Origin of the sequence: Pseudomonas trivialis, from assembly GCF_001439805.1 — a bacterium.
Lineage (GTDB): Bacteria > Pseudomonadota > Gammaproteobacteria > Pseudomonadales > Pseudomonadaceae > Aquipseudomonas > Aquipseudomonas trivialis.
The window spans coordinates 33,605-56,327 of sequence record NZ_JYLK01000020.1 but is presented as its reverse complement, the minus strand read 5'-3'; the positions used below and the strand labels follow the sequence as shown (position 1 = coordinate 56,327).

Below are 22,723 nucleotides of genomic sequence, written 5' to 3'. Positions count from 1 at the left end.
AGTCGCCGGTTGATTCCTCCTCCTGACCTTAGCTTTTGTTGAAGTGGTGCCTTTGTCACCACCGCTAACAAGCAGGACGCGTCCGTCGCGATGCCCGCCCAATTGGCAGGCATTGCTGGACACTGGAGTGGCCAACCACTCTTGACGCACCTGACACCGACCGTGAGAAGTCGTGTGTGCCGAACGCCGTTTCCGGCAGCCCGGAAACCGACGGTACAACATGAAAAGAATGCTGATTAACGCAACTCAACCCGAAGAGTTGCGTGTTGCACTGGTAGATGGCCAGCGCCTCTACGACCTGGACATCGAATCCGGTGCGCGCGAGCAAAAGAAGGCCAACATCTATAAAGGCCGTATTACTCGCATCGAACCCAGCCTTGAGGCTGCCTTTGTCGATTTCGGCTCCGAGCGCCACGGCTTCCTGCCCCTCAAAGAAATCTCCCGCGAATACTTCAAGAAAGCCCCCGAAGGCCGCGTAAACATCAAGGACGTCCTGAGCGAAGGCCAGGAAGTTATCGTTCAGGTCGAGAAAGAAGAACGTGGCAACAAGGGCGCCGCCCTGACCACCTTCATCTCCCTGGCCGGCCGTTACCTCGTGCTGATGCCGAACAACCCGCGTGCCGGCGGCATCTCCCGTCGCATCGAAGGCGAAGAGCGCAACGAACTGCGTGAAGCGCTGAATGGCCTTGTCGCTCCGGCCGACATGGGCCTGATCGTGCGCACTGCAGGCCTTGGCCGCAGCAGCGAAGAAATGCAGTGGGACCTCGACTACCTGCTGCAACTGTGGACCGCCATCAAAGAAGCATCGCTGGATCGCTCCGCGCCGTTCCTGATCTACCAGGAAAGCAACGTGATCATTCGCGCCATCCGCGATTACCTGCGCCAGGATATCGGCGAAGTGCTGATCGACAGCGTTGAAGCCCAGGACGAAGCCCTGACCTTCATCCGCCAGGTGATGCCGCAATACGCCAGCAAGATCAAACTTTACGAAGACAGCGTGCCGCTGTTCAACCGTTTCCAGATCGAAAGCCAGATCGAGACCGCCTTCCAGCGGGTGGTCGAACTGCCTTCCGGCGGCTCCATCGTGATCGACCCGACCGAAGCCCTGGTGTCCATAGACATCAACTCGGCGCGCGCCACCAAAGGCAGCGACATCGAAGAAACCGCCTTGCAGACCAACCTGGAAGCGGCTGAAGAAATCGCCCGCCAACTGCGCCTGCGTGACATCGGCGGCCTGATCGTGATCGACTTCATCGACATGACCCCGGCCAAGAACCAGCGCGCCGTGGAAGAGAAAGTCCGCGAGTGCCTGGAAGCCGACCGTGCCCGCGTACAAGTGGGCCGCATCTCGCGCTTCGGCCTGCTGGAAATGTCCCGTCAGCGCCTGCGTCCATCCCTGGGCGAAAGCAGCGGCATCGTCTGTCCGCGCTGCAACGGCACCGGCATCATCCGTGACGTCGAATCGCTGTCTCTGGCGATCCTGCGTCTGATCGAAGAAGAAGCCCTGAAAGACCGCACCGCCGAAGTCCGCGCACAAGTGCCGATCCCGGTGGCTGCGTTCCTGCTCAACGAAAAACGCAACTCGATCACCAAGATCGAACTGCGCACCCGTGCCCGTATCGTCATCCTGCCGAACGATCACCTCGAGACGCCGCACTTCGAAGTGCAGCGCCTGCGTGATGACAGCCCGGAAGCACACACCAACCAGTCCAGCTACGAAATCGCTGCGGCGGCCGCCGAAGTGGAAGAAGTCCAGCCGGCCGCAGCAACCCGCACCCTCGTGCGCCAGGAAGCGGCCGTCAAGACCGCCCCGGCACGCGCCAATGCACCGGTGCCGGTTGAAGCCGCCGCACCGGTTGCCGCACCGGCCGCCCTGCCTGAGCCAAGCCTGTTCAAGGGCCTGGTGAAGTCGCTGGTCAGCCTGTTCGCCACCAAGGAAGAGCCGGCTGCACCGGTTGTGGCTGAAAAGCCTGCTGCCGAGCGCCCCGCGCGCAATGAAGAACGCCGTAACGGCCGTCAACAGAGCCGTAACCGCAATGGTCGTCGTGACGAAGAACGCAAGCCGCGTGAAGAACGTGCACCTCGTGAAGAGCGTGCCCCGCGTGAAGCCCGCGAGGACACCCCGACCGTAGCCCGTGAAGAGCGTGCACCCCGCGAAGAGCGTGCACCTCGTACCGCACGCGCACCGCGCGAAGATCGCAAGCCGCGTGGCGAGCGTGAAGAACGCGTGCGTGAACTGCGCGAGCCACTGGACGCTTCGCCAGCCGTAGCGGCCGTCGCTGCTGCCAGCACCGAAGAACGCCCGGCTCGCCAGCCACGTGAAGAACGCGCCCCACGTGAAGAGCGCCAACCGCGCCAGCCACGTGAAGAGCGTCAGCCACGTGCCGAGCAAGCTGAAGCCTCCAGCGAAGAAGAAGTGCTGAACGGCGAAGAGCAACTGCAGGAAGATGGCCAGGACAACGCCGAAGGTGATCGTCCACGCCGCCGCTCCCGTGGCCAGCGTCGTCGCAGCAACCGTCGTGAGCGTCAGCGTGATGCCAACGGCGATGTGATCGAAGGCTCGGAAGAGACCGGCGAAAACGCTGAAGGCTCCAATAACGAAGCGACAGGCGCCGAAGTAACAGGCAACGAACTGGCCGCTGGCCTGGCCGTTACCGCTGCCGTGGCCAGCTCGGTCATCAGTGCCCCGGCTGAAGCCCAGGCTCACGAGCAGGCTGAACGCGCCACCGCTGCTGTTGAAGAAACCCCTGCTGCAGAGGCGCCTGTCGCCGAAACCGCCGTGGTTGAAGCGCCAGTCGTCGAAGCGACCACCCCGATCGAAACCCCAGTGGTTCCGGAAGTGGAAGTTGCACTGGAGCGTGACGCCCAGCCACAAACCGAAGTGGTTGCCGTAGAAGCGGCTCCAGTGGTCGAAGCTCAACCGGTGGTTGAAGCGGCCGTTGAGGCGCCAGCTGTCGAAGCACCGTTTGTCGAAGAAGCTGCCCCGGCAGTGCGCGAAGTTCGTGAAGAACAGACCGCCTTCCAGTGGACTGCCGAACCGGCTGCTGCGGTTGAGGCTCCTGCCCCTGTAGAAGCACCTGCCCCTGTAGTGGAAGAAGCGCCAGCCCCGGTTGCCGAGGTCGTCGCTGTCGAAGCTGCTCCGGTGGCTGAACCTGCGCCGGTCATCGAGCCCGCGCCAGTGGTTGAAGCGCCGGTGGAAGCCGAAGTGGCGGCCCCTGTGGTTGAAGCTGCACCTGCCAGCGCTCTGACTGAAAACGGCCGTGCGCCGAACGACCCACGTGAAGTGCGTCGCCGCCGCAAGGAAGCCGAGGCAGCCGCCGCTGCTCAGGCTTCAAAGGCTCAGGAAGAAGAGCACGAGCCTAAACCCCTCGTCTGATTCCATCAGCCACTAAAAAAGCCCCGCCTGAGTGATCAGGCGGGGCTTTTTTTGTCGGTCAAAAAGCCTTAACCAGCAGACTCTTATCAAATACAAAATAACGGGTTGATTTTTTAAAGCCCGATATTTCAGGCAGCCATATCCCCGTGGCGAGCGGGCTTGCCCCGCGTTGGGCTGCGCAGCAGCCCCAAGACCATGCTCTGTGCAGTATCAGGTACAGCGCGTTTTACTTGATTGGGGGCGCTTCGCACCCCAACGCGGGGCAAGCCCGCTCGCCACAGAGGCTTCCCAGCTTGCTGCGCGACAGCGCTTCGTCAAAGAGGTAATGGAGCCTCCCACATAACGGCTACGTGAAGCGCGCCGCCGCCGCAAGGAAGCCGAGGCAGTCACATCACTGTGGCGAGCGGGCTTGCCCCGCGTTGGGCTGCGCAGCAGCCCCAAGACCATGCTCTGTGCAGTATCAGGTACAGCGCGTTTTCCTTGATTGGGGGCGCTTCGCACCCCAACGCGGGGCAAGCCCGCTCGCCACAGAGGCTTCCCAGCTTGCTGCGCGACAGCGCTTCGTCAAAGAGGTAATGGAGCCTCCCACATAACGGCTACGTGAAGCGCGCCGTCGCCGCAAGGAAGCCGAGGCAGTCACATCACTGTGGCGAGCGGGCTTGCCCCGCGTTGGGCTGCGCAGCAGCCCCAAGACCATGCTCTGTGCAGTGTCAGGTACAGCGCGTTTTGCTTGATTGGGGGCGCTTCGCACCCCAACGCGGGGCAAGCCCGCTCGCCACGTCGAAGAGGTAATGGAGCCTCCCACATTTTAGTCTGGGTTGAAATTGAGCCTTTGCGGCACATCCACATCCCAGAATATGCCGGCATCATCCACTGGCACTTCCGTCACGGCAGCCTGAGCAAACAAAGGCTTTGCGCCGCGATCCCCCTTCAGCGCCATTAACGAAGCGCCAAATGCCCGACCGAAAGCAACCGGATGCCCACGCTGCCCGGCATGCACTGGCACATTGATGCTTTCCAGATCATCGATCACACGCTCGATAGTCGCGGACTGGATAAACGGCATATCCCCCAGCACCACCAACCAACCGTCAGCAGACGCACTGGCCGCAACCGCCGCCGCGATGCTGTCGCCCATCCCCGCCGATTGCAGCAGCAGGACCTCGCAGCCGTGCGCCTTGGCCAATCGGATGATCTCTGTACGTCCCGGCGACGTCACCAACAGCCGCGAGACGATCTGCTCAGGCAAGCTCAGCAACACCTGCTCGACCACCGGTCGCGTTACGCCGTCCCGGCCGACACAGTGAGCCAGCAATTTATCCTGGTCCGTTTCGGCGCGAAAGCGACTGCCCTGCCCCGCCGCCAGTACAATCGCGGTCAGCGTCACTCGGCCACCGCCGCCAGCGGCTTTTTCTGCATCGGCGCCACGCCATTCTTGATCGCGACAATTTCCGCCATCAGCGACAGCGCGATTTCCGCCGGGGTGTGACTGCCGATGTGCAAACCGATCGGCCCATGCAAACGTGCAATGGCCTCATTCGACAGGCCCAGTTCTGCGAGATTTTCCCGGCGCTTCTGGCTGTTGACCCGCGAGCCCAGCGCGCCGATATAGAACGCGCTGGAATTCAACGCGGTCAGCAAGGCCATGTCGTCCAACCGAGGGTCATGGGTCAGGCAGACGATAGCCGTGCGTTCGTCGGTCTGGATATTCAGCACCGCTTCGTCCGGCATGCCCGGCACAAAGCGGCCGTGCTGTTCTTCCCAGCCGTAGACAAATTCCTCGCGCGGGTCGCAGATCAGCACCTCGAAATCCAGCAGGCGCGCCATCTCCGCCACGTACCGCGACAGCTGGCCGGCACCGATCAGCAATAGCCGCCAGCGCGGACCGTAGATGGCCCGCAAGCGCTGGTCGTCAACGCTCAACACATCGGTCTTGCTGGCATCGCTGAGGGTCACCTCGCCCGTGACCAGGTTCAACTCGCGGGCAACGATCTGGTGATCCTCACAGCGCGCCAGCAGCTGCGCGACCCACTCCCACTCCACCACCCGCTCCTCGGTCAGGCGCAGGGTGCCGCCACACGGCAGGCCAAAGCGCGCCGCCTCGTCGCGGGTAACGCCATAGGTCACCCTCTGCACCGGCGGGCCGTCAGCGGCCAGGCGGCCATCCTGCAGGCGCGCGATCAGGTCATCCTCGATGCAGCCGCCGGAAACCGAGCCAATCACCACGCCATCGCCGCGCAGGGCCAACATCGCCCCGGGCGGACGCGGCGCACTGCCCCAGGTCTGCACCACGCTGTACAGCATTACGCGATGCCCGGCCTGGCGCCACGCCAATACGCTACGCAGGACGTTCAGGTCCACACTGTCCATTTCTCCTCCTGTGAGCGTTTGTTGATGAGGTATCGATTGACTCTAAAGCAAAAAATTCCAAAAGGCCGTGCGCACAAACGCAAACGCCCCGAACAGGTCGGGGCGTTTGCAGGTTGCCTTGGCGTCAGTTCACGCCATCAGCGGTTTACTTGACCACCGGAGTCGGGCCTTCGGCGACGCCCAGGTCGTCGACTTCGCGGGTTTCCGAGATACCGGTGCCGCCGGAAGCCAGTTCGCTTTGCAGCTTGTCGGTGTCCAGCTCCTTCACCCACTTGGCCACAACGATGGTAGCAACGGCGTTACCCACCAGGTTGGTCAGCGCACGCGCTTCGGACATGAAGCGGTCGATACCCAGGATCAGCGCCAGGCCGGCAACCGGCAGGTGGCCGACGGCAGACAGGGTCGCGGCCAGCACGATAAAGCCGCTACCGGTCACGCCTGCAGCGCCTTTGGAGGACAGCAGCAGCACCAGCAGCAGGGTGATCTGGTGGGTGATGTCCATGTGGGTGTCAGTCGCCTGGGCGATGAACACGGCAGCCATGGTCAGGTAGATGGAGGTGCCGTCGAGGTTGAACGAGTAGCCGGTCGGGATCACCAGACCCACCACGGACTTCTTCGCGCCCAGACGCTCCATCTTGATCAGCATGCGTGGCAGGGCCGACTCGGAAGAAGACGTACCCAGCACGATCAGCAGTTCTTCACGGATGTAGCGGATCAGTTTGATCACGCTGAAACCGTGGGCGCGGCAGATACCGCCGAGCACCAGCAGCACAAACAGCAGGCAGGTGATGTAGAAGCAGATCATCAACTGGCCCAGTTGCACCAGCGAACCCACACCGTAGGCACCGATGGTGAACGCCATGGCGCCCAGGGCACCGAGCGGCGCGAGCTTCATGATCATGTTGATGATGTTGAACATCACGTGGGCGAAGCGATCGATGAAGTCGAGCACCGGCTTGCCGTAGGCACCCAGGCGATGCAAGGCGAAACCGAAGATCACCGAGAACATCAGCACTTGCAGGATATCGCCGTTGGCGAACGCGCCGACGATGGTGTTCGGGATCACATTGAGGATAAAGCCGACGATGCTCTGGTCTTTACCGGCGGTAACGTACGCGGCGACTTTGGAGGCATCCAGGGTCGCGACGTCGATGTGCATGCCGGCGCCCGGTTGCACGACGTTCACCACGATCAGGCCGATCAGCAGGGCGATGGTGGACACGATTTCGAAGTAAAGCAGCGCGTAGCCACCGGTTTTGCCCACCGACTTCATGCTTTGCATGCCAGCGATGCCGCTGACAACGGTACAGAAGATGATCGGGGCAATGACCATTTTGATCAGCTTGATAAAGCCGTCGCCCAGTGGCTTGAGGGCCACGCCGGTCTCAGGATAGAAATGGCCGAGCAAAATACCGATAACGATTGCGACGATCACCTGGAAATACAGGGATTTGTAGAGTGGCTGACGAGTCGTCATTGCAAAGTTCCTCAATCGTCCCGTGTGGCAAATATCCGCCATTGCCCACGACACTTGAATTGCGAACCCTCCTGCACTGGAGGGATTTGTTGTTTGCGAGGCCTGTATGAACACACCTGCGCTGTAATCTTGATCGCAAACGCCGTGCCACTTTGCGGAAATTTCCGTAGGGCCTTTAGATGTCAGGGATAGCGATGTCCAGGCATGGCCTGCCGGGCCAGACAATGTGGCGGATTTCCGCCGGACCGACCTCTATCGTCCTACAATTTGGCGGATATCCGCCTTGGTGAGATAAGTTTGGGGGATGTGGCGCCGGGGCGGACGCCATCGCAGGCAAGCCGATGAAGATCAGACAGCCGGGAAATGAATCTTGAACGCCGCGCCGCCCAATGGCGAATCGCCCAGGGTCAAGCGTGCACCGTAGCTTTCAATAATGTCCTTGACCACCGCCAGGCCAATCCCCTGCCCCGGGTGCTGACGGTCCAGCCGTTCGCCGCGCTGCAGAATCCGCGCGCGCTGGTCGGGAGGTACGCCGGGGCCGTCGTCCTCGATACACAGCTCGGCGCCTTCGAGGTTTTCCAGCAGGCTGATACGCACCTCCCTCACACACAGGCGGTAGGCGTTTTCCAGCAGATTGCCGAGCAATTCGAGCAAGGCGCCCTTCTCGATCGGCACATAGCATTCATCCGGCAAGTCGAAGGACACGGCCACGCGCTTGTCGCGGTACACCTTGTCCAGCGTGTCGCACAGGCTTTGCAGCACCGGTTCAAGCCGCACCTGGTGGCGCACCAGGCCGCTTTTGCGCAGGCTGGCGCGTTGCAACTGGTAGCCGATCTGCTGGCTCATGCGCTCGATCTGCGATTGCAGCACCCAGGCCTGCTCGCGGTCTGCGGGGCGCTGCGCCATGTCTTCGCTCACGCCCTGCAACACCGCCAGCGGGGTCTTCAGGCTGTGGGCGAGGTCGTCGAGGGAATCACGATAGCGTGCGCGTTGTTCGCGCTCACCGTGCAGCAGGCGATTGAGAGAGCCGGTCAGGCGCAGCAATTCGCGCGGGTGCTGCTCGCTGAGGCTTTCGCGGGTGCCGCCCTCGATCTGGTCGAGTTCCTGACTCAACCGTCGCAGGGCTTGCAGGCCCCAGGTCAGGCCCAGCCAAAGGAGGGTCAGCAGCACCAGCAAGGCGGCGCCGAAGCCCAGGTAGAGGTTTTCGCGCAGACCTTCGAGGGTCAGCAGGTATTCGCGCACCGGTTGCAGGGCGACGATACTGAACGCAGCGCTCTTGCCGCCGAGCAGCTTGACCTCCACGTCGTACACGAAAAATTCCTGGCCGTTGGCCTCGCGAATTCGCGCAAACTCATTGCCACGCCCGTCATAGCGCGGCTTGTAGTTGATGTTTTCTTCCTGGGTCGCCCGCGAACGCCACACCAGATGGCCTTCGCGGTCGTAGATATAGCCGAGCAGACGACTGTCGGTGAGGTTGAAGCGCTCGTCCGGCAACTGCGCCGGCATCAGCAGGCGATTGTTCTCAACCCGCGCTGCCGAGATCAGCGTGGTGACGTCCGAGGCCAGACGCTGCTCGATGGAATCCTGCAACGCCAGACTGAACGCGCCCTGCATGGCCGGCAGCAAACCCAGCATGAACAGCACGGCGAGGGTGGCGGCCGCCAGCATCAGGCGTACGCGAAGCGAGCGAATCAAAGGCAGCGCTCATTGAACAGGTAGCCCAGGCCACGCACGGTGTCGATCGGCTTGAACCCGGCCGGGCCTTCCAGCTTGCGGCGCAGGCGTCCGACCAGCACTTCGATGACGTTCGGATCGCGCTCGTCATCATCAGGGTAGAGCTGTTCCATCAAGCGGTCCTTGGCGACCACCTGCTGATGGTGGCGCATCAGGTACTCGAGGATCCGGTATTCGTAGGCGGTCAGCGCCAGCGGCTGTTCATCGAGCGAGGCTTGCTTGCGATTGAGGTCGAGCAGCAAGGGACCTGCGACGATGGTCGACTGGGTGAACCCGCTGGAGCGGCGCAACAAGGCGTTCATGCGCGCTTCCAGCTCTTCGAACTGGAACGGCTTGACCACATAGTCGTCTGCGCCGGAGGCCAGGCCCTCAACCTTGTCCTGCCAGTTGCCACGGGCAGTGAGGATCAGGATCGGGAATGTCTTGGCGTCACTGCGAAGCTTGCGAATCAGGTCCAGGCCGCCCATGCCGGGCAGGCCCAGGTCGATGATGGCCAGGTCGTGATTGAACTGCCCGGTCTGATACAGGGCTTCTTCGGCATTGGCCACGGCTTCGACCACGTGTCCACTGTCGGTCAGGCGGGTCAACAGGTGATGACGCAGCAGCGCCTCATCTTCCACCACCAGCAATTTCATAAAGCTCTCCAAGGCAATTCAACTGTCCGACAGAGGGATATCATAGCGGCCCTGCAGGTCTTGCTGGCGTATTTTAATCCCGTTGCACTGGCCGCTGAGGCGGTAGCCCGCCTGCACAGCCCGGAACCCCGACGGCTGGTCCATGCAGACTACGCACGCGCCCCTGAACTCCCCCTGAACAAGCTCTGAACCTGGCCTGAACCAGCGCAGACTATCCACTGACGCGCCAACTCGGCAAAATACCGCGCATGACCTTCCTACCCGCTTTCTGCACCCCACTCGACGGCCACTGGCCCCTGCCCGCGCCCCTGCCCGGCACGGTGTTCTTCAGCACCCGCTTTGACCCGGTGCGGTTGGACAATGGCGATTTTCAGCGCTGCGCCGTGCCGCCTCCGGCGAGCATCCAGCGCTCCGTGGCCAAGCGCCAGGCGGAGTTCCTGGCCGGCCGCGTGTGTGCCCGCGCCGCCCTGCAACGCCTTGATCACCTGGATTGCACCCCGGCGATTGGTGAAGATCGCGCGCCGGTGTGGCCTGCGCATATCAGCGGCTCCATCACCCACAGCACCGGGCATGCGGCGGCGATTGTCGGCCACAAGGCGCAGTGGCGCGGGTTGGGGATGGACGTGGAGAACATGCTCACGCTGGAGCGGGCGCAACGTCTGGCCGCAGAAATTCTGACGGCCGATGAGTTGCAGCGCATGGCGCTGTTGCCGCAGGCACAAATTGCGCAGTGTGTGACCCTGACGTTTTCGGTGAAAGAAAGCCTGTTCAAAGCCTTGTATCCGATTGTGCAAAAGCGCTTCTACTTTGAGCATGCCGAGGTGCTGGACTGGTCGGACACAGGTCACGTGCGGCTGCGGTTGCTGACGGACCTTTCCAGTGAGTGGTGCCATGGCAAGGAGCTGGACGGGCAGTTTGCGGTGGGCGATGGGCAATTGTTGAGTCTGGTGGCTGTCAGCGGCTGATACGCCGCTATCGGGAGCAAGCCCCCTCCCACAGGGAAGCGCATTGCCAATGTGGGAGGGGCGTGCTCCCGATAGCGGTCTCAGGGTTTACCTTGCACCCTCGGCCAGCTCAGGCTGAAACACGCCCCGCCCAGGTTAGGGCTCTTGGCAATCAATGCCCGCCCGCCATGCCAGTAAGTAATCCGCCGCACAATCGACAGGCCCAGACCATGTCCACCGGAGGCGCGGGTGCGGCTGTCGTCCAGACGCAGAAACGGCGTGAAGATGCGCTCCCAGGCGCTTTGCGGCACGCCCGGCCCGTCGTCCTCAACGTCGATACGGCACTGCGACGCGCCCACCTGGTAGCTGATCAACACATGCGCCTGGGCATGGCGCATGGCATTGCTCACCAGATTTTGCAGAGCGCGATGCAGATAGCGCGGTTCGGCGTCGACCCAGGCGTTGCCCCCTTGCGCTGATGACAGGCAGTCACCTCGACTGACGGTGACGTCGCGACGCAGTGGCGATAACTCGCCGATCACCTGGTCGAGCAGTGCATCAAGGTCGACCGGCTGAAAATTCAGCGCCGGTGCGCCCTGCTCCAGCCGGGCGTAGGTGAGCATTTCGTCGACCAGGCCATCAAGGTCCTGGATATCGCCGTCCATGCCGTCCAGGTATTTGCGCCGTGCTTCGGGCGTGGCCGCGTCGCCAAGCATTTCCAGGCCGAAACGCAGGCGCGCCACCGGCGTGCGCAATTCGTGGGACACCGCGCGCACCAGCTCGCGCTGGATCGCCAGCAATTGCTGCAGGTGCTCGGCCATGCCATTAAAGGCAGCGGCCAGGCGGCCCACCGAATCGGCACCGCGTGCCGGCACACGCACGTGCAGATCACCCTCGGCGATCCGCGTGGCGGCCGCTTCCAGGCCTTTGAGGCGCCGCTCCAGATGGCGCACCAGGAAATAGACGATCAAACCGATCAGGGTCAGGCCTGCCAGCGCAATCAGAACCAGCCATTGCACCGGATATGGATTCATTTGATACAGCGGACCGATTTCCAGCACCCAGGGCGTGCCCGCCATGCCGGCAAACACGCGGATCGAGTCACCGCCCTTGCCCAGCGCCATCACCGTATCGCCTTCCGACACGCGGCGGCGCTGGTCGTTGTCCATATCCGCCTGGTCGAGGGCCAACAGGTGCATGTCAAAGCCAAAACCCTTGGCCTCTTTCAGAGCGGCCAGGCGCTGCGGCTGCTCGGCCACGGGGAAACGCACCAATTCGTCGGCCAGCAGGTAAATCGTCGCACGGGCCAGTTGCTCGCTGATCTGCTGCACGTCGCCCGTCAGTACCCGTTGCTCCTGATCGCTGACCAGACGCAGCACCCGCGCGGCATGGGGCCCGGTCTGCTCCACCAGTACCTGGCCGCGTTGCAGGCGACTGCGCTGGCCGAGGTCCAACCGCGCGTCTGCCAGCGGGCGCAGTTGCAGGGGGATGCCCAGCAGACGTTCCCACATGGCCAAGGCCCGTTGACGCTCGATGGCGTTCATGGTCTGCAGGTTGTCGCCCATCAACGCAAATGTGCCGTGGGCCAGGCGCTCGCGGTACTGGTCGCTGCGCACTTCGTTGAGCAGGTGCAGGGCCAGCATGCCGAGCAGCGCCACCAGGACCAGTGCGGCGCACATGCCGCCGTAGATGCGCAGGAAGATCGAGTTCACAGCGACGTATCCGCAGCGGCTTGGGCGACGAACAGATAGCCCTTGCTGCGGATGGTTTTGATCAGGCGCGGGTGGATCGGGTCGTCGCCGATCTTGGGGCGAATGCGTGAGATGCGCACATCAATGGAGCGGTCCTGGCCGTCATAGCCGATGCCGCGCAGGGCGATGAAGATTTCCTCGCGGGACAGAATGCGCCCGGCGTTCGCCACCAGCAGCCAGAGCAGGTCGAATTCGGCGCTGGTCAGTTCGATAGCACCGTCGTGCAGCCAGGCTTCGCGCAGCGCACTGTCGACCACCAGCGGGCCGAACTGCAGGCGGCGCTGGTGAGGGCCGCTGGTGGGTTCTGCCGGTTCGCTGCGCCGCAACAATGCCTGGATGCGCGCTAATAAAAGGCGCGGGCGCACCGGCTTGCACACATAGTCGTCGGCGCCCAGGTCCAGGCCTTGTATCTGGTCCATGTCGTCGGTGCGCGCGGTGAGCATCAGGATCACGCCGTCATACCGCGCGCGCACCTTGCGGCAGATACTCAGGCCGTCCTCGCCGGGCAGCATCAGGTCGAGGATCACCAGGTCGGGCTGCTCGGCAATGATGCGCGCCGCGGCCAGCGCACCGCTACCTTCCACCGACACACGCAGGCCGTTGCTCTGCAGGTACTCTCGGGTCAGCTCGGCCAATCGCTCATCGTCCTCGACGATCAACAGGTGCCAGGGTTCTTGCTCCACGGGTGATCCTCGTTGTTATGAAACGTCCCCTTCCCACAGTCGGATCCACGCGGGCCATAGCGTTTTTGTCACGTTTGGGGGGCATAAGTGAGGTCGATTGTAGCCATGGGCCAGCCTACTGACACAAGCCAGACGGTGCATTCGGTGATCGCGTTCTTTTATGGTAGGGTTCGCGCCCTTCGAAAACGCGCAGCCTGCGGTGCGAGCTGAATGCCCTACGACAAACGGTAAGATGCAGCAGTAATGCGGCCTACACCGGCACTGAACCTTTCTTACACATTTTACCCACGAGTTATCCACAGGTTACTGCGTTGCTAACCCCTCCAAAACGCATTATCTTGTAGCTCGGCGGCAAGGTAGACCCTACATGTGGGGTTTTCGCCCAATTTGCCCAACCACAGAAGCAGTCCCTGTTTCAAGTTTTTTATGGCGTGTGCAACGTAGAACAACCGATTTTTTTCAGTAGACCAAATCGCTTACGCGGATGGCAGCTGTTCTCCATCCCGGTATGGAAAACGGTACGGGTGTTGCAGGCAGAAGCCTGGCACTCGCAATCAAATATAGAACGTGGAGACAACCCCCCCATGCAAACCGACACAACTCGCGAGAACCCGCAGGGCTCCGTGCCGCAGGCCGCTGATTCGAACCTGGATCTGTCCGCCACCGCACCTGGCCAACTGCGCGTGATCAAGCGCAATGGCACTGTCGTTCCTTACACCGATGACAAGATCACCGTCGCCATCACCAAAGCGTTTCTTGCAGTTGAAGGCGGCAATGCTGCTGCCTCGTCGCGCATCCACGACACCGTTGCCCGCCTGACCGAACAGGTCACCGCGACCTTCAAGCGTCGCATGCCGTCGGGCGGCACCATCCACATCGAAGAAATCCAGGACCAGGTTGAACTGGCCCTGATGCGTGCCGGCGAGCAGAAAGTCGCCCGCGACTACGTGATCTACCGCGACTCGCGCGCCAAGGAGCGTGCCGTGCGCGCCCCGGCCGAAGACGCCGCCGTACAGGCGCATCCGTCGATCCGCATCACCCTGGCCGACGGTTCGTTTGCACCGCTGGACCTGGGCCGCCTGAACACCATCATCACCGAGGCCTGCGAAGGCCTGGAAGAAGTCGACGGTGAGCTGATCCAGCGCGAAACCCTGAAAAACCTGTACGACGGCGTGGCCCTGACCGACGTCAACACCGCCCTGGTGATGACCGCCCGTACCCTGGTTGAACGCGAGCCGAACTACTCGTTCGTGACCGCGCGCCTGCTGATGGACACCCTGCGTGCCGAAGGCCTGGGCTTCCTGGGCGTGGCCGACAGCGCCACTCACCACGAGATGGCCGAGCTGTACGCCAAGGCCCTGCCGGCCTACATCGCCAAGGGTATCGAATTCGAATTGCTGAACCCGGTCCTGGCCACCTTCGACCTGGAAAAACTCGGCAAGGCGATCAACCACGAGCGCGACCAGCAGTTCACCTACCTGGGCCTGCAAACTCTGTACGACCGTTACTTCATCCACAAGGACGGTATCCGCTTCGAACTGCCACAGGTGTTCTTCATGCGCGTGGCCATGGGCCTGGCGATTGAAGAGAAGCATAAAGAAGACCGCGCCATCGAGTTCTACAACCTGTTGTCGTCCTTCGACTACATGTCGTCGACCCCGACGCTGTTCAACGCCGGCACCCTGCGTCCACAGCTGTCGAGCTGCTACCTGACCACCGTGCCGGATGACCTGTCGGGCATCTACCACGCGATCCACGACAACGCCATGTTGTCCAAATTCGCCGGCGGCCTGGGCAACGACTGGACCCCGGTGCGCGCACTGGGTTCGTACATCAAGGGCACCAACGGCAAGTCGCAAGGCGTCGTACCGTTCCTGAAAGTCGTGAACGACACCGCCGTCGCGGTCAACCAGGGTGGCAAGCGCAAGGGCGCGGTGTGTGCCTACCTGGAAACCTGGCACATGGACATTGAAGAGTTCATCGAGCTGCGCAAGAACACCGGTGATGACCGTCGTCGTACCCACGACATGAACACCGCCAACTGGATCCCGGACCTGTTCATGAAGCGCGTCTTCGATGACGGCCAGTGGACCCTGTTCTCGCCATCCGAAGTGCCGGACCTGCACGACCTGACCGGCAAGGCCTTCGAAGAGCGCTACGAGTACTACGAAGCCCTGTCCCAGTACCCGGGCAAGATCAAGCTGTTCAAGACCATCCAGGCTAAAGACCTGTGGCGCAAGATGCTGTCGATGCTGTTCGAAACCGGCCACCCATGGCTGACTTTCAAGGACCCGTGCAACCTGCGCAGCCCGCAGCAGCACGTGGGCGTGGTCCACAGCTCGAACCTGTGCACCGAGATCACCTTGAACACCAACAAGGATGAGATCGCGGTCTGCAACCTGGGCTCGATCAACCTGCCGAACCACATCGTCGACGGCAAGCTGGACACCGTAAAGCTTGCGCGCACCGTCAACACCGCCGTACGCATGCTCGATAACGTGATCGACATCAACTACTACTCGGTGCCCCAGGCGCAGAACTCCAACTTCAAGCACCGTCCGGTCGGTCTGGGCATCATGGGCTTCCAGGACGCGCTGTACCTGCAGCACATTCCTTACGGTTCGGATGCTGCGGTCGAGTTCGCCGACAAGTCCATGGAAGCGGTCAGCTACTACGCGATCCAGGCTTCCTGCGACCTGGCCGACGAGCGCGGCGCCTACGAGACGTTCCAGGGTTCGCTGTGGTCCAAGGGCATCCTGCCGCTGGATTCGCAACAGATCCTGATTGAACAGCGTGGCCAGAAGTACATCGACGTTGACCTGAACGAATCCCTGGACTGGGCCCCGGTACGTGCCCGCGTGCAAAAAGGCATTCGTAACTCCAACATCATGGCCATCGCACCGACCGCCACCATCGCCAACATCACTGGCGTGTCGCAGTCGATCGAACCGACCTATCAGAACCTGTATGTGAAATCGAACCTGTCGGGCGAATTCACCGTGATCAACCCGTACCTCGTTCGCGACCTGAAAGCCCGCGGCCTGTGGGACTCGGTGATGATCAACGACCTGAAGTACTACGACGGTTCGGTGCAGCAGATCGAGCGCATCCCGCAGGAGCTCAAAGAGCTTTACGCGACCGCCTTCGAAGTGGACACCAAGTGGATCGTTGACGCGGCCAGCCGTCGTCAGAAGTGGATCGACCAGGCGCAGTCGCTGAACCTGTACATCGCTGGCGCATCGGGCAAGAAGCTCGACGTGACCTACCGCATGGCCTGGTACCGTGGCCTGAAAACCACCTACTACCTCCGCGCCCTGGCCGCGACCAGCACCGAGAAGTCGACCATCAACACCGGCAAGCTGAACGCTGTGTCCAGCGGCAACCACGGTGATGATTCGGTGCTGGCAGCCCCTGCCGGACCGGCGCCAGTGCCAAAGGCCTGCGCGATTGACGAGCCGGATTGCGAAGCTTGCCAATAAGCTGAGCGGGTCACTCAAAGCCCGTCAACCGAAAGGTTGACGGGCTTTTTTCATGCCTACCGCGCCCATACAAGGGTATACGCTTCACCGTGCCCCTCCTGTTGTGGTCGCCCACCTCGCCCCCCCCTCTGGATGCACCCGCCCATCCCGGACTTTTACCCGGTTGCTCTTGTCGGGCGTGTAATGGGTGAACCGCGTCCCTCCGGTGATGCAGACGCTTTTCCCACGCCCACAAAAAAGCCCCTCCAAAAGAGGGGCTTTCTGTGGAGCGCTACCTCATCAGGTCATCTGGATGATGGTCTGCATGATGGTGCTCTGGGTGGAGATGGTCTTGGCGTTCGCCTGGTAGTTGCTCTGGGCCTTGATCAGGTCCACCAGCTCGTTGGTCAGGTTGACGTTGGAGTTCTCCAGGGAGTTGGACACGATCGAACCCAGGGTGCCCGATTGCGGGGTGTCGTAACCCGGCTGGCCCGAGGCGAAGGTTTCTCTCCAGGTGGTGCTGCCCGCCGGCTGCAAACCTTGTTCGTTGTTGAAGCTGGCCAGAGAGAGCTGGCCGATGGCCTTGCTCTGCTGGTTGCTGAAGGTCGCGAACAGTACACCGTTGCCGTCGATCTTCAGGCCTGTGATCTGGCCAGTGGCATAACCGTCGGTGACCGGCGGGTTGCGGTAGCTGGCCGAGTTGTACTGGGTGATCGTGGCCATGTTGACGGCCACACCACCCGCGTTGGCGGCGGCGCCATTAGCCTTCCACACGCCACCGGTCACAGTGCCCGGTACCCAGTTGGAGATGGTCAATGTGGTGTTGGACGCCGTGCTTGGCGGGGTCACGATACCGGTGAGCTTGCCGGCGGTATCAAACGACAGCGTCGAGGCTACCGGGGCTACAGCGCCGGTGCCCGTTGGCGCACTGCCGTCAGGATTGCGCCCGTCGATCAAGGTGTAGGACTTCCACTGGTTGGAATCCGACTTGACCATGTATTGCACCATGGCGTGGGAGTTGCCCTGGGTGTCATACAAGGTGGTGCTGTATTGGGTGGTGAAGGTGCTGGTGTCGTTCGGGTTGAACGGCTTGGCCACCTGGTCGATCACCGGCTCCGAGGAGTTCAGGTTACTGGCCGAATCGACCTTGCTGGAGGCCTTCGGTGGCAGGTTCGACAGGTTCAATTGCAGGTCGGTCAGGCCGCCCTTGATGATCTTGCCGTTGTCGTCAGCGGCATAACCTTGCAGGCGCGAGGTGCCGGTGTTGTTGGTGATGTAGCCGTCCTTGTCGGCGCGGAAGGCGCCGCTGCGGGTGTATTGCAACGAACCGTCGCTGCCCTTCTGCACGAAGAAACCGCCGCCCTGGATCGCCATGTCCAGGATGCCGCCGCTGCCGTTCACGTCACCCTGGGTGAACTGCTGGGAGACCGCCGCCAGGTTCACACCGTTGCCGATGCTGTTCTGGCCGGTGCCCAATTTGGACGCCGCGTAGATGTCAGCGAACTCCGCACGGGACGATTTGAAACCGGTGGTCGCCACGTTGGCAATGTTGTTGCCGGTCACGTCCAGTTGTTTGTTGGCTGCATAGAGGCCGCTAAGGCCGATGTTAAAAGACATGTATTTCTCCTTGCACCGTAGTTAGCGGGCTCTATAAACCGATGGTCTGGATCTGCGACTGCTTGATACTGCTTCCGCCTGCCAGGTTGAGCAGCATTTCGCCGCCGGTCTGGCTCAGGGTCACGCTTGTTACCGTTGCCGGCAGCGAGGTGGCCAGGGCGACGGAATCGCCCGCGTCATTCTTGGTGGTGGCCGTGAACGTGTAAGTCCCGGCAGCCGCAACCTCACCCTTGTCGTTCTTGCCGTCCCAGATAAAGCTCTGGGAGCCGGCGCTTTGCGCACCCATGTCGAGGGTGCGCACGGTGTTGCCGTCCTTGTCGGTGATCTTGACCGCGACATTGCCCACCGACGCCAGCACATTCACCGAGCCGGTCATGCTCTTGCTGGTGTCGACCAGTGTTCTGTCGGTCTGGGTAATCACCGAACGACCCACCAGCGAGGACGCTTGCAGCGCCTGTGACGAGGTGACGTTGGTGGAAATCGCCTTGACCGAGTCGTTCAGGTTGTTGATGCCTTCAAGGCTGCTGAACTGTGCCAGTTGGGCCACGAACGCACCGTTGTCCTGAGGCGACAAGGGGTCCTGGTTTTTCAACTGGGTCACCAGCAGCTTCAGGAAAGCATCCTTGCCCATTGCCTGGCTGCCCGTCGCACCTGCGGCGGCGCTGCTGAGGCTGGTATTGTCCTGGGCGGTCTTGACCTTGGAATTGAAAAGGTCCTGGACTGCCGAGTTGTTTGACGTATCAACGATGGCCATTAGTTGGCGCCCCTTATCACTGACCCAGGGTCAGGACCTTCTGCATCATGGTTTTGGCGGTATTCATCATTTCCGCGTTGGTCTGGAACGAGCGGCTGGCCGAGATCATGTCCGCCATTTCCTCGACCACGTTGACGTTGGGGTAGTAGACATACCCCTTTTCGTTCGCTGCAGGATGGTTGGGCTCATAACGTGCTTCGAGGTTGCTCTGGTCCTCGACCACACCCAGCACCTGCACGCCGGAGCCTGCACTGCCCTGATCCTGAAACAACGAATCGCTGCCGCCGCTCTGCCCGCCCTGGAACATGGTGGCGAATACCGGGTGGCGCGCGCGGTAAGTCTGGTCAATGCTCGAAGACACGGTCTCGGCGTTGGCGATGTTGCTGGCGACGGTATTGAGGCGCGTGGTCTGGGCGCTCATGCCGCTACCGGCAATGTTGAAAACACTGGACAGGGACATGGCTTACTCTCCACGCAGGGCAGACATCAGCCCTTTGAATTTGCTGTTGAGCAGGGTGAAGCTGGCCTGGAAGTTCACCGAGTTCTCGGCGTAGTTCGACTGTTCCAGCTGGGCATCGACGGTGTTCTGGTCGATCGACGGCTGCATCGGCGTGCGATACAGCAACGACTCGTCACCATTGCTCAGGCCTTGCGCTTCAATATGACGGCTGTTGGTCATGTTCAAGGCGAAGGTGCCGTTCTGGGTCTTGTCCTGCTGTGCAGCGAGCACGGCGGAGAAGTCCAGGTCCCGAGCCTTGTAGTTCGGGGTGTCGGCGTTGGCAATGTTGTTGGCCAGGACTTCGGCACGCTTTGCGCGAAAGCCCAGGGCTTGTTCGTGAATACCGAGCGCTTTATCGAAGCTGATGCTCATGGCGGAAACCTTTAGGCTGACCTGCTGTTCGTAACGAGGTTATAGCAAGGCGCATGCCAATGTGCCCAAGCCCCTGAATTCAAGGGCTTGCGCGGGACCGATGCCGTGCCAATGCCAGAAAAGCGGCAACAGGCTTCCGCATGGCGCCAGTAAAGCGGCAATCGGGTTTGCCGCTTTTACGCAGAGGTGGCAATCAGGCGATAACGTCAGTTGGCGGTGGGACAGGACCACCGCTGGTCCTAACTGTCATTTCTGACAGTTGCAGTGCCTGGGGTCTGAGTGCCTTATTCGGCCAATACCCTTGATGTATGCCGCAGAGGTTTGAAATGCTGATTATCCCGCCGCCAAGATTCAACGAACAAAACTCAGCGTCCACCCCGCCGGAGTTGAACACACGACTTATTAGCGGTAACAGCGCCGGACTGACAGCCGATTTCCCGGTCATGCCGAATGACCGGGTTTTTTTGACCCTGAGCAGCAGCGTACGCGGTGGCGAGTTCAATCAAAGCTTTCTGATTGCTACGAACGCTCCCAGAATCGAGTTTTTGATACCTAAAGGCTTTGTTGAAGCCAGCGTAGGCAAAATCGTGCTATTGCTGCTGACCATCAACCGTGCAGGTAGCAACTCCGCTGCGCCAGCCGCGAGAGTCCTTATCAACTCAAGCCCCATCGTCACGCCACTGCCTGGCGCTGTATGGGATTTCAGCGATGATACTTTCCAGGGTTGGGTCCCTCAGGGCCCTTATACAGGCGGGCTATTGCATGTCATCAATAGCAGTGTGGTCGTTGACGTGCTCATCAGCCAGGCGAGCAGTGCTCACATCATTACCCGCGCTGTTCCGGTAATCGCGGGCCGCACCTATGATTGCAGCTTTGAGGTCATTGGCGGTTCGTCCGCCGCCGATGGCTCGACCCTGCACATGACGGTGAACGGCAGCCCGATCGGCGCAGCCGTACAAAATATTACCAAGGCCCAACCGCAAACCGGGCGCGGGTCATTCACCGCAACGCTGACAGGCGATGTGCGGCTGGGTATTTTTAACCAGCGAGTGCCCAGCGGGATTCATCGCTTATCCCTGAGCAATATACGAATACAGCCCAGGCCCTAAGTAAGGTCGGCTGAATGATGCGGTTCGCTGCATGCATAAAAAACGGGAGGCCTTTGCAGGGCCTCCCGTTTTTTTTCAAGTGAACATCACTTGGCCTGGTAAATAATCCCGGGACTGCATTGCACCATCTGGTAATGATCCGGCAGACCGTTGAGTGCCTCCGAAGCACCGAGGAACAGATAACCGCCGCGCTTGAGGGTGCCGTGAATGCGCAACAGGATGTCTTTCTTCACCTCGGCCGAGAAGTAGATCAGCACGTTACGGCAGAACACCATGTCGAACTTGCCCAGGCTGGCGTAGCTGTCGAGCAGGTTGAACGAGCGAAACTCCACCCGGCTCTTGATCGGCGCCTTCACTGCCCAGCGTCCTGCGCCCTTGGGGTCGAAGAAACGTTGCAGTCGCTCCGGCGACAGGCCACGGCCCAGGGCCAGGCTGTCGTACTCGCCGGTCTTGCAGTTGTTGAGCATGGTGCCGGACAGGTCGGTGGCGACGATCTGCGCACCGGCTTTCAACTGGCCGATATTGGTCCGCTCGAATTCATCGATGGCCATCGAGATCGAAAAAGGCTCCTGCCCTGACGAACAGGCGGCCGACCAGATCCGCAGGCGCTGACCCGGACTGGCCTTGATAGCCTCCGGCAGCACTCTGTTCTTGAGCACCTCGAACGGGTAGGTGTCGCGAAACCACAGGGTTTCGTTGGTGGTCATGGCATCGACCACCATTTCCTTGAGCCCGCTGCGCGGCTGGCCCTGGATGCGCTGTACCAGTTCGCCCAGGGACTTGATGCCCTGCTGCTCCATCAGTTTGTTGAGGCGGCTGGATACCAGATATTGCTTGTTTTCACCGAGCAATATGCCACAGGCCTTTTCCAGGAAGACCCGGAACTGTTCGAAATCCAAATTACCCGTAGACAAAGATACCGCCTCTTAAATCGTGTGACCGCCAGGGGAAATCCCCCTAGCCGTGATCTGCTGCCTTGATCCGGTCGACTACCCGGGATGCGAGGTCATCAGGGCGGAATTTGGCGAGGAAGTCATCGGCACCGACTTTCTTGACCATGGCCTGATTGAATACACCCGACAACGAAGTATGCAGGATGATATGCAGTTTTTGCATGCGTGGATCGTTGCGTATCTCGGCCGTCAGGGTGTAGCCGTCCATTTCCGGCATCTCGATGTCGGAAATCATCATCAGGAATTCCTCTTCCGGCTTCTTGCCCTCGTCCACCAGCTTGCGCAGGTAATCCAGGGCCTGGCGACCATCATTGAGGGCCACCACTTCCACGCCGACGGTTTGCAGGCAACGGGTCACCTGCTTGCGCGCCACGGAGGAGTCATCCACCGTCAGCACACGCAACGAAATCGCCTTGTGCGCCGTGTCGGCATCCACCACGCCCACCGAAATGGTTTCCGAGGTCGGTGCCACTTCGGCGAGGATCTTCTCCACGTCGATGATTTCCACCAACTGGTTATCGACCCGCGTCACTGCCGTGAGGTAGTGATCGCGACCGGTACCCTTGGGCGGCGGATGGATCTCTTCCCAGTTCATGTTGACGATGCGCTCCACCGAGCGCACCAGGAAACCCTGGGTCTTGGTGTTGTACTCGGTGATGATCACGAACGGGTTCTGACGGTCCTGCAACCCGGCGGCGCTAGTGGCCAATGCCAGGTCAAGAATCGGAATGGTCGCGCCCCGGATGTTGGCCACGCCACACACCACCGGGCTGGACTTGGGCATGATTGTCAGCTTGGGGCACTGCAGCACTTCCCGTACTTTAAACACGTTGATGCCATACAGCTGCTTGCCGTCCAGACGAAACAGCAGCAACTCGAGGCGATTCTGCCCTACCAGCTGTGTGCGCTGGTTTACTGAATCCATTACACCTGCCATGCCCAGACTCCTACGCTAAAACCTTTGGGGGTGCGACGCGCACTCCACTCTAAA

At 61.2% G+C, this 22,723-nt stretch carries 17 protein-coding genes; 4 read left to right on the top strand and 13 right to left on the bottom strand.

What is annotated here, in order from left to right:
* Positions 1-220: 220 nt before the first annotated feature.
* Positions 221-3,376, top strand: a complete 3,156-nt coding sequence (rne, locus tag TU79_RS22670) for a ribonuclease E (RefSeq protein WP_057010083.1) — start codon at positions 221-223, stop codon at positions 3,374-3,376.
* A gap of 808 nt (positions 3,377-4,184) precedes the next feature.
* Here rne and TU79_RS22665 read toward each other — a convergent pair.
* From TU79_RS22665 to TU79_RS22645, 5 genes are all read right to left on the bottom strand, one after another.
* Positions 4,185-4,763, bottom strand: coding sequence for a nucleotidyltransferase family protein (locus tag TU79_RS22665; protein ID WP_057010082.1), 579 nt, complete (start codon positions 4,761-4,763; stop codon positions 4,185-4,187).
* Positions 4,760-5,746 (bottom strand): XdhC family protein, encoded by a 987-nt coding sequence (locus TU79_RS22660; protein WP_057010081.1) that lies wholly within the window; start codon positions 5,744-5,746, stop codon positions 4,760-4,762. The genes TU79_RS22665 and TU79_RS22660 overlap by 4 nt, the downstream gene beginning before the upstream one ends.
* Before the next feature lie 145 nt (positions 5,747-5,891).
* On the bottom strand, positions 5,892-7,223 hold the full coding sequence (locus tag TU79_RS22655) for a dicarboxylate/amino acid:cation symporter (RefSeq protein ID WP_057010080.1): 1,332 nt from the start codon (positions 7,221-7,223) through the stop codon (positions 5,892-5,894).
* Positions 7,224-7,571: 348 nt separating this feature from the next.
* Positions 7,572-8,918, bottom strand: a complete 1,347-nt coding sequence (locus TU79_RS22650; RefSeq protein ID WP_057010079.1) for an ATP-binding protein — start codon at positions 8,916-8,918, stop codon at positions 7,572-7,574.
* On the bottom strand, positions 8,915-9,592 hold the full coding sequence (locus TU79_RS22645; RefSeq protein ID WP_003233491.1) for a response regulator: 678 nt from the start codon (positions 9,590-9,592) through the stop codon (positions 8,915-8,917). The genes TU79_RS22650 and TU79_RS22645 overlap by 4 nt, the downstream gene beginning before the upstream one ends.
* 248 nt (positions 9,593-9,840) lie before the next feature.
* Here TU79_RS22645 and TU79_RS22640 point away from each other — a divergent pair, with 248 nt between their 5' ends.
* Complete coding sequence (locus tag TU79_RS22640) at positions 9,841-10,557, top strand: 4'-phosphopantetheinyl transferase family protein (protein ID WP_057010078.1); 717 nt, start codon at positions 9,841-9,843, stop codon at positions 10,555-10,557.
* An 80-nt stretch (positions 10,558-10,637) separates the two neighbouring features.
* Here TU79_RS22640 and TU79_RS22635 read toward each other — a convergent pair whose 3' ends face one another.
* Complete coding sequence (locus TU79_RS22635) at positions 10,638-12,248, bottom strand: ATP-binding protein (RefSeq protein WP_057010077.1); 1,611 nt, start codon at positions 12,246-12,248, stop codon at positions 10,638-10,640.
* Positions 12,245-12,970, bottom strand: a complete 726-nt coding sequence (locus TU79_RS22630) for a response regulator (RefSeq protein WP_057010076.1) — start codon at positions 12,968-12,970, stop codon at positions 12,245-12,247. The genes TU79_RS22635 and TU79_RS22630 overlap by 4 nt, the downstream gene beginning before the upstream one ends.
* A 584-nt stretch (positions 12,971-13,554) precedes the next feature.
* Here TU79_RS22630 and TU79_RS22625 point away from each other — a divergent pair.
* Positions 13,555-16,449 carry a ribonucleoside-diphosphate reductase subunit alpha gene (locus tag TU79_RS22625; RefSeq protein WP_057010075.1) on the top strand — a complete coding sequence of 965 codons (2,895 nt, stop codon included), beginning with the start codon at positions 13,555-13,557 and terminating at the stop codon, positions 16,447-16,449.
* Positions 16,450-16,728: 279 nt separating this feature from the next.
* On the opposite strand, the gene flgE is transcribed toward TU79_RS22625, so the two are convergent.
* From flgE to flgB, 4 genes are read right to left on the bottom strand one after another with little or no spacing between them, the layout of a single operon-like run.
* On the bottom strand, positions 16,729-18,045 hold the full coding sequence (gene flgE / locus TU79_RS22620) for a flagellar hook protein FlgE (protein ID WP_057010074.1): 1,317 nt from the start codon (positions 18,043-18,045) through the stop codon (positions 16,729-16,731).
* A 31-nt stretch (positions 18,046-18,076) separates the two neighbouring features.
* Positions 18,077-18,799, bottom strand: a complete 723-nt coding sequence (locus TU79_RS22615) for a flagellar hook assembly protein FlgD (protein WP_057010073.1) — start codon at positions 18,797-18,799, stop codon at positions 18,077-18,079.
* Between the two features lie 16 nt (positions 18,800-18,815).
* On the bottom strand, positions 18,816-19,259 hold the full coding sequence (gene flgC, locus TU79_RS22610; protein ID WP_057010072.1) for a flagellar basal body rod protein FlgC: 444 nt from the start codon (positions 19,257-19,259) through the stop codon (positions 18,816-18,818).
* A 3-nt stretch (positions 19,260-19,262) separates the two neighbouring features.
* Positions 19,263-19,670 carry a flagellar basal body rod protein FlgB gene (gene flgB, locus TU79_RS22605; protein ID WP_057010071.1) on the bottom strand — a complete coding sequence of 136 codons (408 nt, stop codon included), beginning with the start codon at positions 19,668-19,670 and terminating at the stop codon, positions 19,263-19,265.
* Positions 19,671-19,996: 326 nt separating this feature from the next.
* Between flgB and TU79_RS22600 the strand changes: the two genes are divergently transcribed.
* Complete coding sequence (locus TU79_RS22600; RefSeq protein WP_057010109.1) at positions 19,997-20,779, top strand: hypothetical protein; 783 nt, start codon at positions 19,997-19,999, stop codon at positions 20,777-20,779.
* Between the two features lie 86 nt (positions 20,780-20,865).
* Here the strand turns inward: TU79_RS22600 and cheR are convergent, their stop codons facing one another.
* Positions 20,866-21,693, bottom strand: coding sequence for a protein-glutamate O-methyltransferase CheR (cheR, locus tag TU79_RS22595; RefSeq protein ID WP_057010070.1), 828 nt, complete (start codon positions 21,691-21,693; stop codon positions 20,866-20,868).
* A gap of 43 nt (positions 21,694-21,736) precedes the next feature.
* Complete coding sequence (locus TU79_RS22590) at positions 21,737-22,669, bottom strand: chemotaxis protein CheV (protein WP_057010069.1); 933 nt, start codon at positions 22,667-22,669, stop codon at positions 21,737-21,739.
* Positions 22,670-22,723: the final 54 nt, after the last annotated feature.